The organism is Arthrobacter sp. NPDC093128 (assembly GCF_040683875.1).
GTDB lineage: Bacteria > Actinomycetota > Actinomycetes > Actinomycetales > Micrococcaceae > Arthrobacter.
On record NZ_JBFBEY010000014.1, the window covers coordinates 80,397 to 96,453 of the forward strand.

15 protein-coding genes and 1 tRNA gene are annotated in these 16,057 nt (G+C 64.5%); 10 read left to right on the forward strand and 6 right to left on the reverse strand.

Going from position 1 to position 16,057, the window contains the following annotated elements; translation table 11 throughout:
• Window positions 1–179: 179 nt before the first annotated feature.
• The 3 genes from AB0N24_RS17220 to AB0N24_RS17230 all read left to right on the forward strand — a co-directional run bounded on the left by AB0N24_RS17220 (window position 180) and on the right by AB0N24_RS17230 (window position 3,945).
• The gene (locus AB0N24_RS17220; protein ID WP_364126765.1) at window positions 180–1,205 is read left to right on the forward strand and encodes an AraC family transcriptional regulator; all 1,026 of its coding nucleotides are present in this window, start codon (window positions 180–182) and stop codon (window positions 1,203–1,205) included.
• Window positions 1,206–1,341: 136 nt separating this feature from the next.
• Window positions 1,342–2,829, forward strand: coding sequence for an aldehyde dehydrogenase family protein (locus tag AB0N24_RS17225; protein ID WP_364126768.1), 1,488 nt, complete (start codon window positions 1,342–1,344; stop codon window positions 2,827–2,829).
• 9 nt (window positions 2,830–2,838) lie between these two features.
• Complete coding sequence (locus tag AB0N24_RS17230; RefSeq protein WP_364126771.1) at window positions 2,839–3,945, forward strand: NAD(P)-dependent alcohol dehydrogenase; 1,107 nt, start codon at window positions 2,839–2,841, stop codon at window positions 3,943–3,945.
• Window positions 3,946–3,987: 42 nt separating this feature from the next.
• Here AB0N24_RS17230 and AB0N24_RS17235 read toward each other — a convergent pair whose 3' ends face one another.
• From AB0N24_RS17235 to AB0N24_RS17245, 3 genes are all read right to left on the reverse strand, one after another.
• Entirely contained in the window at window positions 3,988–5,055 is a 1,068-nt protein-coding gene (locus tag AB0N24_RS17235) for a hypothetical protein (protein WP_364126774.1), read from the reverse strand.
• 73 nt (window positions 5,056–5,128) lie between these two features.
• The gene (locus AB0N24_RS17240; protein ID WP_364126777.1) at window positions 5,129–6,097 is read right to left on the reverse strand and encodes an alpha/beta hydrolase fold domain-containing protein; all 969 of its coding nucleotides are present in this window, start codon (window positions 6,095–6,097) and stop codon (window positions 5,129–5,131) included.
• A 263-nt stretch (window positions 6,098–6,360) separates the two neighbouring features.
• Window positions 6,361–6,443 (reverse strand) — tRNA-Leu (locus tag AB0N24_RS17245).
• 165 nt (window positions 6,444–6,608) lie between these two features.
• On the opposite strand from AB0N24_RS17245, the gene AB0N24_RS17250 reads away from it, so the two are divergent.
• Window positions 6,609–7,913: a M20/M25/M40 family metallo-hydrolase gene (locus tag AB0N24_RS17250; RefSeq protein WP_364126779.1), complete on the forward strand. Its 1,305-nt coding sequence runs from the start codon at window positions 6,609–6,611 to the stop codon at window positions 7,911–7,913.
• A 34-nt stretch (window positions 7,914–7,947) separates the two neighbouring features.
• Complete coding sequence (locus tag AB0N24_RS17255) at window positions 7,948–9,111, forward strand: acyl-CoA dehydrogenase family protein (RefSeq protein ID WP_364126781.1); 1,164 nt, start codon at window positions 7,948–7,950, stop codon at window positions 9,109–9,111.
• Between the two features lie 87 nt (window positions 9,112–9,198).
• Here AB0N24_RS17255 and AB0N24_RS17260 read toward each other — a convergent pair whose 3' ends face one another.
• Entirely contained in the window at window positions 9,199–9,432 is a 234-nt protein-coding gene (locus tag AB0N24_RS17260; RefSeq protein ID WP_011692010.1) for a DUF5703 family protein, read from the reverse strand.
• A 39-nt stretch (window positions 9,433–9,471) separates the two neighbouring features.
• Between AB0N24_RS17260 and AB0N24_RS17265 the strand changes: the two genes are divergently transcribed.
• Window positions 9,472–9,738, forward strand: a complete 267-nt coding sequence (locus tag AB0N24_RS17265; RefSeq protein WP_364126784.1) for a hypothetical protein — start codon at window positions 9,472–9,474, stop codon at window positions 9,736–9,738.
• 45 nt (window positions 9,739–9,783) lie between these two features.
• On the opposite strand, the gene AB0N24_RS17270 is transcribed toward AB0N24_RS17265, so the two are convergent.
• Window positions 9,784–10,719: an aldo/keto reductase gene (locus tag AB0N24_RS17270; protein WP_364126786.1), complete on the reverse strand. Its 936-nt coding sequence runs from the start codon at window positions 10,717–10,719 to the stop codon at window positions 9,784–9,786.
• A 52-nt stretch (window positions 10,720–10,771) separates the two neighbouring features.
• Here AB0N24_RS17270 and AB0N24_RS17275 point away from each other — a divergent pair, with 52 nt between their 5' ends.
• Window positions 10,772–11,605, forward strand: a complete 834-nt coding sequence (locus AB0N24_RS17275; protein ID WP_364126788.1) for an undecaprenyl-diphosphate phosphatase — start codon at window positions 10,772–10,774, stop codon at window positions 11,603–11,605.
• 15 nt (window positions 11,606–11,620) lie between these two features.
• Window positions 11,621–12,898, forward strand: a complete 1,278-nt coding sequence (mshC, locus tag AB0N24_RS17280) for a cysteine--1-D-myo-inosityl 2-amino-2-deoxy-alpha-D-glucopyranoside ligase (RefSeq protein ID WP_364126791.1) — start codon at window positions 11,621–11,623, stop codon at window positions 12,896–12,898.
• Window positions 12,899–12,970: 72 nt separating this feature from the next.
• On the opposite strand, the gene AB0N24_RS17285 is transcribed toward mshC, so the two are convergent.
• Window positions 12,971–13,876: a PAC2 family protein gene (locus AB0N24_RS17285; RefSeq protein ID WP_364126793.1), complete on the reverse strand. Its 906-nt coding sequence runs from the start codon at window positions 13,874–13,876 to the stop codon at window positions 12,971–12,973.
• Between the two features lie 186 nt (window positions 13,877–14,062).
• On the opposite strand from AB0N24_RS17285, the gene AB0N24_RS17290 reads away from it, so the two are divergent.
• Together AB0N24_RS17290 and AB0N24_RS17295 are read left to right on the forward strand one after the other, a co-directional pair.
• Window positions 14,063–14,812: an HAD family phosphatase gene (locus AB0N24_RS17290; RefSeq protein WP_364126795.1), complete on the forward strand. Its 750-nt coding sequence runs from the start codon at window positions 14,063–14,065 to the stop codon at window positions 14,810–14,812.
• Entirely contained in the window at window positions 14,805–15,992 is a 1,188-nt protein-coding gene (locus AB0N24_RS17295; RefSeq protein WP_364126797.1) for a site-2 protease family protein, read from the forward strand. Before AB0N24_RS17290 ends, AB0N24_RS17295 begins: the two co-directional genes overlap by 8 nt.
• Window positions 15,993–16,057: the final 65 nt, after the last annotated feature.

Sequence of the window (16,057 nt, forward strand, 5' to 3'; positions counted from 1 at the left end):
TTCCGTCCACCTGACCTGCGCGGAAACCATCCCCGGCCTGGACTTCACCGTCATCGACTTCGAAGCAGCCAAACTCTGACTGTGCCTCGCCTGCGCCGGGCGGCGGCGCTGACGTTCCCTGAGCTGAGCGAGAAACGGTCCCCTTGCCCCCCGTTCCAGCGCCGTGCTGTAGTTGACGCATGCACGACACAGCGGATCCCGCAGCTGACGATCGAGCCCAAGCGGCCCCGATCCGCCTTGCTGTGAGCAGCAACGCCCCCGATGAGGCCTCGGAATTGGGCGGACGCGTCTGGTACCCTCACCGGCTGGACATCGGCCGTTCAGCTGCCGGTTTTCAGTGGCGCGTCAATGCCATCAACCTGCGGGGGGTGACCGTTGGCCTGCTGGAGTACGGCACGCCGGTCAAGATCACCACCGGCGACCTGGAAACCGCCTACCAGGTCAACTTTCCCCGGTTCGGCCGGCTGAGGTTTTCCCAAGGAAACCACGTAGTGCTGGGTAGCCCGTCTGTCGCAGCCATCCACGGACCCGTTCGCGCGACTGGAATCCAGGGCTGGTCCGAGCCGACGCAGTTGCTCGGGCTGAAGATTCCCACGTCCGTCCTGCATCAGGAACTGGAAGCGCTACTCGGACGCTCCGCCCGTCAGGAAGTTGCCTTCGAGGGTTCTTTTGACCTGACGTCCCACAGGGGAAAGGAATGGCGTTCGGCCGTGGAACTGCTGGTAGCCGGCCTGCGCAATCCGGACTCGCTGGTGACCGCGCCGTTAATGGCGCAGGCCGCGGTCCAGTACGCCGTGCGGGGGTTGCTGCTGTCCGCGCCCAACAATTACAGCGAAGAGCTGGCAGGGGACACTGAGGCTGTTGGATCTGCCGCCGTCCGGCGCGCCATCGAATTTATGGAGTCCAACGCCCACCTGCCCATCACACTGGAGGCGCTGGCCACCCGCGCCTTTGTCAGCCCGCGGGCTCTCCAGCTGGGCTTCCGGAAGCACCTGGACACAACGCCGATGGACCATTTACGCACCATCCGTCTCCGTCGGGTGCGTAGCGAACTTCTTTCGGCTCCCGCCTCCACTCGGGTCAGCGACGTCGCTGCACGCTGGGGGTTCCCGCACGCCGGCCGGTTCGCTATCCACTTTGCGAAGACTTTCGGCGAATCCCCCTCGCAAACGTTGAAGAAATCAACGGAATTACCCGGGCTGTAGCTCGCACTGTCCAAATCGCGCAAAAGCCCGTTGCCTGCCCCTTTAGTGACGTGAATCATGATCCACATCACATCAGATCCTGCTCGGAGTGAGCGCCCGGTCTGAGATTCACGCGAACAAGGGAGTTCAAGAGAAAATGACTATCCAGGAATTCCGGACCCCATCGCCCACGCTTCCGGGCGCCGTCACCAGGGGCCAGTTGTTCATCGACGGCGAATGGCGGCCTTCGTCCGACGGCGGGACGGCGAACATCATCAACCCAGCTACCTGTGCAGTCGTCTCAACCGTCGCCGCCGGAACAACGGCGGACATCAATGCCGCAGTCAATGCGGCCAAAGCCGCGTTCGCCGACGGACGATGGTCCGGCCTCAGCGGACGGGAACGCTCACGCGTTCTGAACAAGGCAGCGCTTCTTATCCGTGAACGCGCCGAGGAACTGGCGCTCACCGAAAGCACCGACGTCGGAAAGCCCATCACATTTGCCCGCGTCGTGGACGTGGCGACGGCGGCCGACCAGTACGAGTACGTCGCCGCAATGGCACAGCAACTGGACGGTTCCGTCCGGGAAACACCCTTGCAGGCGCATGCGTTCACGAAGAAGGAACCACTGGGTGTTGTCGCGGCGATCACCCCGTTCAACTTCCCGCTGATCCTTTCCAGCACCAAGATTGCCGCCGCACTGGCGGCGGGGAACTCGGTGGTGCATAAGCCGGCGGGCGACACCCCGCTCAGTGCGCTGCTCATGGCCGAAATCCTCACTGATGCCGGTGTTCCGCCGGGCGTATTCAACGTTGTGACAGGATCGGGAGGAAGCCTTGGCGACCACCTGGTGGCGCACGCGGAGGTCAGCAAGGTGGCCTTCACCGGCTCCACTGAAGTCGGCCGGCACGTTTCAGCCCTGGCGAGCCAGAATCTCCGCCCGGTCACCGCTGAGCTGGGCGGCAACGCCGCGAATATCCTCTTCGCCGATGCCGATCTCGACAAGGCCATCGGCACCGTCATCGGAGCTTTCGTCTTCAATTCCGGACAGTTCTGCATGGGCGGCCCCCGGCTGCTGGTGGAACGGCCAATCTACGAAACGGTCCTGGGGATGTTGAAAGGCGGCGTCGCCGGTGTGCCGGTGGGAGACCCTAGCGACCCGGAAACAGTCATGGGTCCGTTGGCGAGCCGCAAACAGTTGGAAAAGGTGGCCGGCTACGTCGACGCCGCCAGGGCCGAAGGCGGCGAGATCATCGTAGGCGGGGAACCCCTGGACCTGAACGGCGGATTCTTCTACAAGCCGACGGTCATCGCCGGGCTCGGCAATAACTCCCCGGCCGTACGGGAAGAAATCTTCGGGCCGGTCCTCACCGTCCAGCCCTTCGATACGGACGAGGAAGCGATCGAACTGGCTAACAGCACCGAGTACGGCCTCGCCTCAGGTGTCCAGACATCGAGCATCGCCCGGGCGCACCGGGTTTCGTCGAAACTGGACGCAGGCATCGTCTGGGTCAACTCCTGGGCGTTGCTTGACCCGGCCGTTCCCTTCGGCGGCGTCAAGAACTCCGGCTGGGGACGCGAATACGGGCCCGAAGCGCTGGAGTCCTACACCCGGACAAAGTCCGTCATCATCGCCACCGACTAGGAGCAAGCCATGCCCGTAACCACCGAAGCCGCGGTCGTTGAATCCGCCGGCGCCGAGTTCGTCATCCAGTCCGTGGAGCTCGATAATCTGCAGCCCCTTGAAGTTCTTGTCGACATCAAAGCGGCGGGCCTCTGCCACACCGACCTGTCCGTTGCCGGGGGAGGCCTGCCGTTTCCCCTGCCGGGTGTGCTTGGGCATGAGGGGGCCGGCATTGTCGCGGAGGTTGGTTCTGCTGTCACCCGCGTTCAGCCAGGCGACAGGGTCGTGCTGTCCTTTACCTCCTGTGGGGCCTGCGGCAACTGCCGGGACGGTCATCCGGTCTACTGCGACACGTGGCTTCCGGCGAACCTGATCGGCGGAGCCAGAAACGACGCAACGTCCCCGATCTCAAGGAGCGGGGAATCCCTCGGTGGTCACTTCTTCGGTCAGTCATCATTCGCGCGAATGGCGGTGGTGGATGAGCGCAGCATCGTTAAAGTGGACACCGCCCTCCCGCTTGAGCAACTGGCACCGCTGGCCTGCGGCGTGCAGACCGGTGCGGGTGCCGTCTGGAACGCCGTCCAGCCCAAACCCGGCTCCAGCCTTGTGGTGTTCGGCGTCGGAGCCGTCGGCCTCTCGGCCATCATGGCCGCGGTGCTCACCCCGGCCGTCACCATCATCGCCGTGGACAGGGTTCCATCGCGCCTGGAGCTGGCCCGCGAGCTTGGAGCAACCCACACGATTGACGCATCGCTGATCCAGGATGTCCCGGCCGAGATCCAGAGGATCACGGGAGGGGGAGCGGACGCCGCCATCGAGGCGACCGGAAATACCAGGGTCCTGGAGCAGGCAGTCTTCTCAACGGCGGCACGAGGCCAGATCGTGGCTGTCGGCGCCCCGGCGTTCGGTGCCACAGCCGCCGTGGATGTCAACTTCATCATGCCCGGCCGCCGGGTCCAGGGCATCACCCTGGGCGACAGCGAAATCGAATCGCTCATCCCAGCCATCGTGGCTCTGATGGAGGGCGGACGCTTTCCCGTGGACAAGCTGATTTCCACTTACAAGCTGGAAAACATCAACCAGGCAGCGGAAGACATGAAAACTGGCTCAGCCATCAGACCCGTCATGGTTCTCTGAAGGGTCGGAGTACAGCAAGTCAGCGAGGGCGATGTCCGCAACTTAAAGGGCGAACGTGGTCGTGGCTAGCTTATGCAGGGTCAGTGCGAGCGATAGGCGTACCCGTCCCGGCGCTGTGCGGAGGTCAAAACCGAGCTCCGTCGAATAATCAGCTACCCGGGCCTGAACGCTGGAGTGGTGAAGGCCGACCTCGTCTGCGACAGCCCGAAGGCTGTTGGCGGAGGCAAGGGATTCGAGCAACCTGAGAGCTTTGGGGTGCTGCGTCACGAGGCGCGTGAGCGCCGTGAGGTCAGGGGTTTGGTATGCGGAAGAATCGGCTGCTTCCGCTAAGACAAGAAGACCGCCCAGGTCGTCTGCGAGCTGCCGGGGCTGGCGCTCGGACGTTAGGCGCAGGGCGAGCAGGGCAGATGCCCACGAGCGGTGGAGCACGCCTGGTTCCATGGCCAGGCCAACCCCTGAGCGCGATCCGGCCCCCGCCGGAAGCTGTGCGTCGCCGAGCTGTGGAGTTGCGGGAACCCGGGGGACGAATGCCCGCACCGGGCCAACAACCGTGAAAATCACGGCGCTCGGGGTGGTGCGCAGTTCGGCGGATGCGGGAACGGCCACCACCCTATAGGCCGTATCACGGTCGAGGCGAAGCATGGCTGCGGCGTCCATCCGCCTGTCGAGAGGTGCCATAGCATCGATGAGCACCTCCACGGCCCTGCGGGAAGCGGCCACTGGGCTGGTGCGGTCAAAGAAGATTCCGAGTGCGATCGCCACCCGCTCCAGGATCATTTCGTCGTTGACGAAGGCCGTCCCGGACCGCTCAATCCAGACCCGCCCGCCAGCGCCGAAATCGTGGCCGGGCCAACCGTCGGGTCCCTTGGCACTGTCCGAACCAGATCCCTCGGAAGCGCCGGGGCCTGTTCTCGTACCGGAGGCATCAACGCGTAAGGATTTGCCGTCCACCGCATATCCGGCCGTACAGCCGCTCAACACTGCAGCGCCACTCAACAGCACCTGGGCACTAGCGTCACCGTCGACGAGCGCATCAAAGTACGCGATCACCTTGAGGCTTTCGGACGCCTCAGGGTCAAGCGCTTTGAGGCGCCAAACCAATCCCTGCATATCTGCCGCTCGTTGAGTTACTCGTCATCCGAATTTTACTCCGCCCAGAAACTGGTACTCCGACACCGCCCCGTCAGGCGCCAAGGATGCGGCGAACCCATTTCGTTCGTACGTCGCGGGCATGGATCGACAGGGCGGCCTGCGGCACGATCATGTCGAAGCCATGGAATCCGCCCGCCCACACATGCAGTTCGGCAACGCCTCCTACGGCCCAGATTCCCGAGGCGTAGGCAACCACTTCATCGCGGAACACTTCTGCCGTTGCCACATCGATGAAGGCGGGCGGCAGGCCGGAGAGGTCAGTTGCCCTGGCCGGCGCCGCATAAACGGACACTTCCGGCGTCTTGCGCCGGTCGCCGAGCAGGGCATCCCAACCGGTGTCGTTGCTGGTACGGTCCCACAACCCGAAGCCATCAATCTGGTAGCTGGAGACCGTTTCGTTGCGGTCGTCGAGCATGGGGCAGATCAGAACCTGGCCTGCCAGGGTCGGCCCGCTTCTGTCCCGCGCCAAGAGGGCCACCCCGGCGGCGAGCCCACCGCCGGCACTCGCGCCGGCGATGATCAGGCGCTCCGGGTCGAAGCCGAGCTCTTCCGCATGCCCGGCCGTCCAGACGAGGCCCGCATAGCAATCCTCCACAGGTGCAGGGTCGGGATTTTCGGGGGCCAGGCGGTACTCAACCGACACCGCAACGGCGTCCATGAGCTCTACCCATTCAATGAGCATGTCCGCCCCGAGGAAGCGGTCGCCGATCACCATGCCACCGCCATGCGTGTGATAGATCCCCGGTCCGCCGGGGACGTGATCGGTCCTGGTGAAGATGGAAACAATGAGGTCCGGAGCGCCGTCAGGGCCAGGGATTGTCCGCTCCTGGTGGGACACGGCGTGGCCCGCCAGCTGCTCTTCAATGGATGCCGTGAGGGGCCCACCCCGCATCCCGGCAATCATGTCGGGCGTCAGCGTGGGATTGAGCAGATCACCCAACGCAGCGAGTGTTGAGCCCAGCTCAACATCAAACGGTGGGGCTTTGTGGACTGGCGTCATGGTGTCTCCTGGGTGGCCGGTCACCGCGTTGTGACCTGAATTCAGCCTAGGCATTTCGTTCCGCGATTCTAACCGCCAGCAACTCGCAAAGGACTCGTGTCTAACCGCCAAGTGGCGGTCCTCCACCGCGGAGACCAGCTTACGGTGCCGGGGCCGGCTCGTCACCGGACGGTAACGTCCATATCTGCGACTTTGGAACCTGCCGCCGCAATGGAGACAGAAAAAAACCCCTGGAATCCGTGGATTCCAGGGGTTTTCCCTTGTGCGCGGAGGGGGACTTGAACCCCCACCCCCTTTCGAGGACTAGCACCTCAAGCTAGCGCGTCTGCCATTCCGCCACCCGCGCAGGTGGTAATTCGGGGATCCGTTCCGCCTTTCAGCGTTTTGGATTTCTCCGAAGCAGCGAGAAAGACTCTAGCACGACTTTTCCGGAAACAAATAATCGGGGGTTGCAGGGGGCTTGTGGGTAGGCTGAAACCAGCAATCAAGCCGCCCCCACGAGGAGTGAAACATGACTGAAGTACGCCCCGAGGATGAAGTTGTCAGGATCTGCCAGGAACTGATCCGGATCGACACTTCGAACTACGGTGACGGAACAGGACCGGGGGAACGTGCGGCTGCGGAATACACGGCCGGCCTCATCACCGAAGTGGGCCTCGAGGCAGAGATTTTCGAATCTGCGCCGGGCCGCGCCAATGTCGTCACCCGAATTGCGGGGGAGGACCCCTCGGCCAGCGCCCTGGTGGTTCACGGGCACCTGGACGTTGTGCCCGCCCTCCGGGAGCAGTGGTCAGTTGACCCCTTCGGCGCAGAGCTCAGGGACGGCCTCATCTGGGGTCGCGGAGCCGTCGACATGAAGGACATGGACGCCATGATCCTCTCCGTCATGCGGAACTTTGCCCGGACGGGGCGTAAACCCAAGCGCGACCTGATTTTCGCATTCTTCGCCGACGAAGAGGCGGGGGGCACCTACGGCGCCCGTTACGCCGTCGAAAACCGGCGGGAACTCTTCGACGGAGCCACCGAAGCGATCTCCGAGGTGGGCGGCTTCTCCGCCACCATCGGCGGCCAGCGCACCTATCTCCTGCAGACCGCAGAAAAGGGACTCTCCTGGCTCCGGCTGGTGGCCCACGGCCGCGCAGGCCACGGGTCGCAGATCAACAATGACAATGCCGTCACCCGCCTCGCCAGCGCGGTCTCCCGCATCGGCGAATACCAGTGGCCGGTGGAGCTGACACCCACCACCCGGCAGTTCCTGGACGGCGTGACGGAACTCACAGGCGTCGAATTCGATCCGGACGATCCGGACAAGCTCCTCAAGGAGCTGGGAACCGTGGCGCGGTTCGTAGGAGCCACTCTGCAGAACACCACCAACCCGACCCTCCTCAAAGGCGGGTACAAGCACAACGTCATCCCCGAATCCGCCGAGGCCCTGGTCGATTGCCGGACCCTGCCAGGCCAGGAGCAGCAGGTCCTGGAAATCGTCCGGGAACTCGCGGGCAACGGCGTCGAAGTTTCCTACGTCCACAACGACGTCTCACTCGAGGTCCCGTTTGCCGGAAACCTGGTGGACTCCATGATCGATGCCCTGCATTCCGAAGACCCCGGCGCCAAAGTGCTTCCTTACACGCTGTCCGGCGGCACGGACAACAAGTCCCTCAGCCGGCTCGGCATTACCGGCTACGGCTTCGCCCCGCTCCAGCTCCCCGATGAACTGGATTTCACCGGGATGTTCCACGGCGTGGATGAGCGGGTGCCGGCAGATTCCCTCAAGTTCGGGGCCAGGGTGCTGGACAGGCTGCTGACCAACTACTGAGCCCCCCGTCGCCCAAGCCCATGAAAGCCAAACCATGACGCCGGACCAGATCCTCACCGAGCCCCTGCTGGAGCGGATCCGCGGCCGTGCCGCCCGCTATGACCAGGAGAACAGCTTCTTCACCGAGGATCTGGAGGAACTTGCCGCGGCGGGCTACCTCAAGATCTTTGTGCCGGCGTCCGACGGCGGACTGGGGCTGGGCCTTGCAGCGGCAGCCCAGCTCCAAAGGAGGCTGGCGACGGCGGCCCCGGCCACCGCGCTGGCGATCAACATGCACCTGGTGTGGACCGGCGTCGCGCAGGTCCTGGCCGCGCGCGGCGATTCCTCGCTCGATTTTGTCCTCCGGGAGGCGGCGCAGGGCGAAATTTTCGCGTTCGGAAACTCGGAAGCCGGCAACGACTCCGTGCTTTTCGATTCACGGACCGTTGCCACGCCGCACGCTGACGGCAGCTACGGCTTCACCGGACGGAAGATCTTCACCAGCCTGTCTCCTGCCTGGACCAGGCTCGGGATTTTCGGCAAGGACAGCTCCGCCCGGCAAGGCGAAGGCGAACTGATTCACGGTTTCATCACCAGGGCCGCTGCAGGCTATGAAATCCTCAACGATTGGGACACCCTGGGCATGCGGGCGAGCCAGTCGAACACCACCGTGCTGGACGGCGTCGTCGTGCCCGCTGACCGTATCTTCCGCAAGCTCCCGGTGGGGCCGAACTCCGATCCGCTGATCTTCGCGATCTTTGCCTGCTTCGAGACATTGCTGGCTGCTGTCTACACCGGCATCGGCGAACGGGCGCTGGCCTTGGGTGTGGAGGCGGCCAAACGGCGTACGTCCTTCAAGAATGAGGGGCGCAGCTACGCCCAGGACCCCGATATCCGGTGGAAGGTGGCAGAGGCCGCCATGGCGATGGACGCCCTGTACCCGCAGCTAGCCGAGCTGTCGCGTGACATTGACGGGCTGGTGGACCACGGCAGCCAGTGGTTTCCCAAGCTCGTGGGCCTCAAGGTCCGGGCCACTGAAACGGCGCGGACAGTTGTCGACCTGGCAATCCGGGTATCCGGGGGATCAAGCTACTTCCGGGGAACCGAACTGGAACGCCTCTACCGTGACGTGCTCGCCGGGATGTTCCACCCCTCCGATGACGAGTCAGCGCACAACACCGTGGCCAACGCCTGGCTGGGGCCGCTGGAGACGCCGTAGCAGCCGCTGGGCACTGGGAGGCTGTACTTGACCAGGGGCTTCGCTAAACGGTCCGCCGGGCGCCGCCAGACAGTCCGCTGGACTCCGCTAAACAGTCCGCTGGACCTGGATGACTTTGCGGCGAAGCCAGAAGCGCCTGCCGCCGCCCACGTAGAGACGGCTGCGCTCCAGCTCCCACTTGCCGTATTCGGAATGTTCGACCAGGCGGCGGCGCGCCTCCGGCAGCGAATCCTCAGGGCCGACCGTCAGTACCAGATACTCGTACTGCCTCGCGTAGTCCCGCTCCCGCTGGACTGAACTGCTCAGAAAATGTTCTTTCATTGCTCTCCATTTTCGTCCATTTCCGACTAACGTGAAGTCATGAGCATCGATCCGCGTGTCGCGCTTCAGTCCCTGACCACAGCCCTGGAAGAACACCTGATCGCTGCCTCCGCACGCCGGGGCGAGGGAGACCCAACGGTCGAAGCGGCGTTCTTTGCCGTAGCTGATGCCTTTGAAGTCTATGACGACTCCCTCTACGAGGCCTACGGGGAGGTTACTCCGCTGGAGGTCATCGACGACGTGGATGACGACGACGATGAAGTGGACGCCGAAGACGACGAAGACCTGGAAATCGTCCAGGACTGAGGAATCGTCCAAGACTGACCAGGGTCCCGGCGCCGGCCGGACCGCCTACTCCACCGCAGAAACGTCTTCCAGTGCCCGCGCGATTTCCGCCGGCACCGGCGTCAGCTGCGAATCCAAGATCTCCTTGAGCTGCACGGGGGACCTGGCGCCCACAATCGCCGTGGCCACACCGTGCTGAGACAGCAGCCAGCTCAGGGCAACATCGATCGATGACCGGCCGAGTCCGCGCGCGGCCATCGCAACTGCCTCCACGATCCGGGACGCAGGCTGCTCCAGGTAGGGCTCCACATAGCTGGCAAGCCTCTTCTGCGCCGCCCGCGAATCCGCCGGAATGTGCCCGCGGTACTTGCCGGTCAGCACACCGCGGCCCAACGGCGCCCAGGCAAACAGGCCAAGCCCGGCGTCTTCGACAGCCGGGATGACTTCAGCTTCCGGCCTGCGCTGCAGCAGCGAGTACTCCGACTGGCTTGCGACCAGGGGGAAGCCCGCTATCGCCGCGGCCTTGGCGGTCTGCCAGCCTGTGAAGTTCGACACACCCGCATACCGGGCGCGGCCGGTGCGCACTGCAAACTCAAGGGCGGACAGCGTCTCCTCCAGAGGAACGTTGGCATCCCATGCCTGCGCAAACCAGATATCGACATAGTCCGTGCCGAGCCGGGCGAGGCTGGCGTCCAGGCCGGACAACATGCCGTTCCGCGAGGTATCGACGCTCCGCCGGCCGTCCGACGTCGAGATCCCCGCTTTCGTGGAAATCACTACTTCGGAGCGGGAGACGACGTCACCCAGCATGGCTCCCAGGAGGGCCTCGGCCTGGCCGTCAGCATAGGAGGCGGCGGTATCGATCAGGGTTCCGCCTGCGTCGACGAACGTGCGCAGCAGCTCCGACGCGTCCTGCTCATCGGTCTCCCGTGCCCACGACATGGTGCCCAGGGAGAGTGAGGACACGCGCAACCCACTGTTGCCGACATAACGCTGCTGCATAGCTGTTAGCTTACGGGGATTCACCCTGCTTCATGACGTAGGGTCTATAAACGTGAACTGGTTTGAAGCGGCCCTGCTGGGTCTTGTACAGGGGCTGACTGAATTCCTCCCGATTTCCTCAAGCGCCCACCTGCGCATCGTCGGTTCGTTCCTGCCGAATGCGGCGGACCCGGGGGCGGCGTTTACCGCCATCACCCAGCTTGGAACCGAGACGGCCGTCATCGTCTACTTCTGGCGGGACATTGTGCGCATCATCAAGGCGTGGTCCGGTTCAATGACGCGGCGTGTGCCGTCGAACGACCCCGACGCCCGCATGGGCTGGCTGGTGATCCTGGGCAGCCTTCCCATCATCGTCCTCGGCCTGATCTTCCAGGACCAGATCGAGTCGGTGCTGCGCAGCCTGTGGATCGTGGCCACCATGCTGATCGTCTTCGGCCTGATCCTTGCCGTGGCGGACACGGTGGGCTGCCAGGAACGGGAACTTACCAACCTCACCTACAAACACGGCATCCTGTACGGCCTGGCGCAGGCCATGGCCCTCATTCCCGGCGTGTCGCGGTCCGGGGGAACCATCACGGCCGGCCTGCTGATGGGTTATACCAGGGAAGCCGCAGCCCGGTATTCCTTCCTGCTGGCCATTCCTGCAGTATTCGGCAGCGGGCTCTACCAGCTGTACAAAGTGGTCTCCAAGGACGGCATCACCGGTCCGTACGGCCTGCCGGAAACGGCCCTGGCCACGGTGATCGCCTTCGTGGTGGGCTACGTCATCATCGGATGGTTCCTGAAGTTCGTCTCCACGCGCAGCTACCGGCTCTTCGTTTGGTACCGCATTTTCCTCGGCATGGCGTTGTATTTGCTGCTCGGTTTCAATGTCATCAGCGCCTAGCACTAGGCTTGGCCTGTGAAATCCTGGATCTCCCGCCCTGTTCCTCAGCTCCCGGGCCGCATGCCCGCCGTTCGAATTTTCGACACCGTCGAGCGTGCCTACAGCACCCTTGAGGCCGCGGGTGAACAATCACTGTACGTCTGCGGAATCACCCCGTACGACGCCACCCACATGGGCCACGCCGCGAGCTATGTAGCGTTCGACCTTTTGAACCGCGCGTGGCGTGACGGCGGCCAACGCGTTGCCTACGTCCAGAACGTGACCGACATCGATGACCCCCTCCTCGAGCGGGCCACCGCCACAGGCGTGGACTGGCGCGAGCTCGCGGCAAGCCAAATCGAGCTCTTCCAAACCGACATGGCAGCACTCAATGTCCTGGCGCCCGACCACTACGTCGGTGCGGTCGAATCCATCCCGGAAATTGTCCCCGCAATTGAGCGGCTCCTGCAGCTCGGCCTTGCCTACCGTGTCGCGGGAACTGCCGGTGAGCCCGACGGCGACGTCTACTACGACGTCGAAGCCGCCAGCAAGCAATCAACCGACGCCGGGGCGTGGACCCTGGGCTCGGTGTCCGGGCTTTCCGAAACGGAAATGCTGGAACTCTTTGCGGAACGCGGCGGTGACCCGGGCCGCGGCGGCAAGCGCCAGGCGCTGGACCCGCTTCTTTGGCGTGTTGCCCGCGATGGTGAACCCAGCTGGCCCGGCGGGGAACTGGGGGAGGGCCGGCCCGGCTGGCACATTGAGTGCACGGTGATCGCGCAGAAGTACCTGCCGGCACCGTTTACCGTCCAGGGCGGCGGTTCCGACCTGGTTTTCCCGCATCATGAGATGGGTGCCGGCCACGCGTATTCCCTGTCCGGCGTTCCATTGGCCCGGCACTTTGCCCACGCCGGGATGGTGGGGCTCGACGGCGAAAAAATGAGCAAGTCCAAGGGAAACCTGGTGCTTGTGTCCAAACTGCGGGCCGACGGCGAGGAACCTGCAGCCATCCGCCTGGCTATCCTCGCCCACCATTACCGCAGTGACTGGTCCTGGACGGAGGCTGGCTTCGCCGAGGCCAAAGCCAGGCTCGAAGACTGGCGCGGCGCGCTTGCCATGGCCCCGGAAGGCTCGGCAGCCGCCCTCGTTGCAGAAATGCGGACCGAATTGGCGGACGACCTCAACGCCCCCGGCGCCCTCGCGGCCGTGGACCGCTGGGCCGCAGAGGCACGGAAGCAGGCGGTTGCCGCGTCGGCCATGGACGGGGCACTGGTCAGTGACGCCGTGAACTCCCTGCTCGGCGTCGAACTCTAGCCTTTTTCGGAAAAAGCTCCGGAGCCCGGCGATCTTCGCCGGACTCCGGAGCTTTTTTGTACGGCCTTCGCCTTACTGCTTATCCTTGCCGCGGCGCTTGAGGTAGCGCTCGAACTCGCGGGCAATGGACTCGCCGCTTGCTTCGGGAAGATCAGCAGTGTCCTTCGCTTCCTCCAGTTGCCGGACATACGCGGCAATCTCAGGGTCCTCGGTGGCGAGCTCATCCACTCCCCGCTCCCAGGCATCCGCTTCTTCCGCCAGTTCGTGCGTGTCCAGCGGGACCTGGAGCAGCTCCTCAATCCTGTGCAGGAGGGCGAGCTGGGCCTTCGGCGAGGGCGCCTGGGCCACGTAGTGCGGGACGGCCGCCCAGAGGGATACGGTGGGCAGGCCCGCCAGCAGCGCCACTTCAGACAGCACACCGACGATTCCCACCGGACCCTCGTACTGTGACGCCTCCAGGTTCATCCGTTCCCGCAGGACGCTGTCGTCCGTCGATGTGCTCACCGGAATGGGCCGGCTATGCGGCACGTCCGCCAGCAGCGCACCCACGAGGATGACGTAGTCAACGTGCAGGGCCTCGGCGTGGACCAGCAGCTCAGCGGTGTAGGCCCGCCACTTGTAGGACGGCTCGGTGCCCTGGACGAAGATCACATCGACATTCGCCTCCGGGGCACTGGCCTTATAGATGCGCGTGGACGGCCATTTGATCTTGCGTTCCCCGGACGACGTCCGCCGGATGGTGGGCCTGGTGAACTGGAAGTCGTAGTATTCATCGGCGTCAATCGAGGCCACTTTCTTGCCGCCCCAAAGTTTGTTCAGGTACCGGAGGGCATCGCTCGCTGCTTCGCCGGCATCGTTCCAGCCTTCAAAAGCGGCGAGCATCACTGTGATGCGCTGGCCTTCGGGCACGGGCTGCAGCAGCCGCTCCGGCTCGGGCGTGGCACCCGGTTCGCTGGTGTCTCCCTCGAAGCTATTCATTTCTTCACCCTACGTCCAAGACCCCGCCGGTTGCATGAAATGAAGCGCCACTAATCTTGGCCGAGCCGCGTCGATTCCGCGTCTGCACTGCGGCGACGCCGCGACAACTCCGCAGCATCCTGCAGGATATTCGCCAAGGGCGTACTGCAGGCCTGCGCCCGATTGCTGCACCGTAGACTTGGATCCATGCGATCCTCAGCCTCCCAGCCACTTCTCAAAGCCGCTTTATGGGACATGGATGGCACCATCGTCGATACCGAACCGTATTGGATCGAAGCCGAGCACGCGCTCGTTGCTGCCCACGGCGGCCAGTGGTCCCACGCCCAGGCCATGCAGCTGGTGGGGCAGTCCCTGGTGTTCTCGGCCGGCATTCTCCAGCAGGCCGGCGTGAAGCTGGAGTCACGGGAAATCATCGACACACTCACGGCCCAGGTCATCAGCAAGGTCCGCACCTCCGTTCCGTGGCGGCCCGGTGCGCGCGAATTGCTGGACCAGCTCCACGAGGCAGGCGTCCGGTGCGCCCTGGTGACAATGTCCGAGGCGCCGCTGGCGCGCGAAATCGTGGCGAGCCTGCCGAAGCCCTACTTCGAGTTCCTGGTCACCGGGGACACCGTCACCAACGGCAAGCCCCATCCCGAGGCATACCTCAAGGCGGTAGCCCTGCTGCAGCAGGAGGACCCGGACCTCAGCATCCACGAATGCGTTGCCCTTGAGGACTCGGCGCCGGGCGTCGCCGCCGCCATGGCGTCCGGAGTGATGACCGTGGCTATCCCACACATCGTCCCGCTGCCGGACGATCCGGCCCGGGCCACGTGGCATTCCCTCGAGGGACGGACAGTGGCTGACCTGCAGGAATTGGTGGTCCGGCGGATCGAATTCCCGGCGGGGGACTTCGGGCTGGAAGAAGCAGCGGTTCGGAGCCACAGCCTTGACTGAGCCAGCAAGCGGCGGAGACCAGAAGGCCGCCAACGGCCGCCGTGAAGGCATCTCGCTGGGCCGCATCGCCGGCATCCGGGTTGTCCTGGCGTATTCGTGGTTCATCATTGCAGCGTTCACTGTCATCGTGTACGGACCTGTACTGGAAGACCAGTACCCGGACATGGGTGTTGCCGCCTACTACGTGGCCTTCGCCTACGCGTTGCTGCTGCTCATCTCAGTGCTGGTTCACGAGCTCGCCCACGCCCTGACTGCCAAGATTTTCCACTGGCCCACGGAGAAGATCGTTTTGAACCTGTGGGGCGGGCACACCCAGTTCGAGGGGTTCACGGCCACGCCTGGCCGCTCCGTCCTTGTTGCCCTGGCCGGTCCGGCAGCCAATTTCCTCCTGGCCGGTGCGGGATGGTTGCTCATCCTGGCATCGGACCCTTCCGGCGTGGCGGGCATCCTGTCCAACATTTTTGTCTGGGCGAACCTGCTGATCGGTATTTTCAACGTCCTTCCGGGCCTTCCCCTCGACGGCGGCCGTCTCGTGGAATCCGCCGTCTGGAAAGCCACCGGCAGCCAGGAAAAAGGCACCGTGGCAGCAGGCTGGGCCGGCCGGATCATCGTCATCGCCTTGGCCGCCTGGTTCGTCCTGCTTCCGCTGTTGCGGGGTGACCGCCCGGACGTTTCGCTTATGCTCATCACGGTGCTGGTAGGCAGCTTCCTCTGGATGGGGGCTTCCGCCTCCATCCAGCACGGGCGCCTCCGCAGCCGGCTGCACCTGGTCAACGCCGCGGCACTGGCCGAGCCCGCCGTCGGTATACCGGAGTCCTCCACGGTGGCGGATGTCCGCCGGTTTGCCGCGGACGGTGCAACGGCCATCATTCTGTGCGGACCAGACGGCCGGCCCGCAGGAATCGTGGACGGGGCCGCCCTCGCTTCCGTTCCGGCCGAGGCCGCAGCAGCAACGCCGGCCACTGCTGTTTCGCACACCCTCAGCGTCGGAGCCTACGTGCCGGAATGGTCCCAGGGCCAGGAGCTGGTGCAGTACCTGGCCCAGCTCGAAGGCCGCGAGTACGCAGTGGTCGACCACCACGGGAGAGTGACCGGCCTGCTCCGGCAATCGGCCGTGGTGACGGCCATTACAGGCAAAGAAATGCGCCGCAGCGGGCGCGCGAAGGTCCGGAACCGGTAGAGTTACCTGCCGGTCGTGAAATATCGCCGCCCGGGCCGGCGACTGGTGCCCGGCCGTCTTGATGC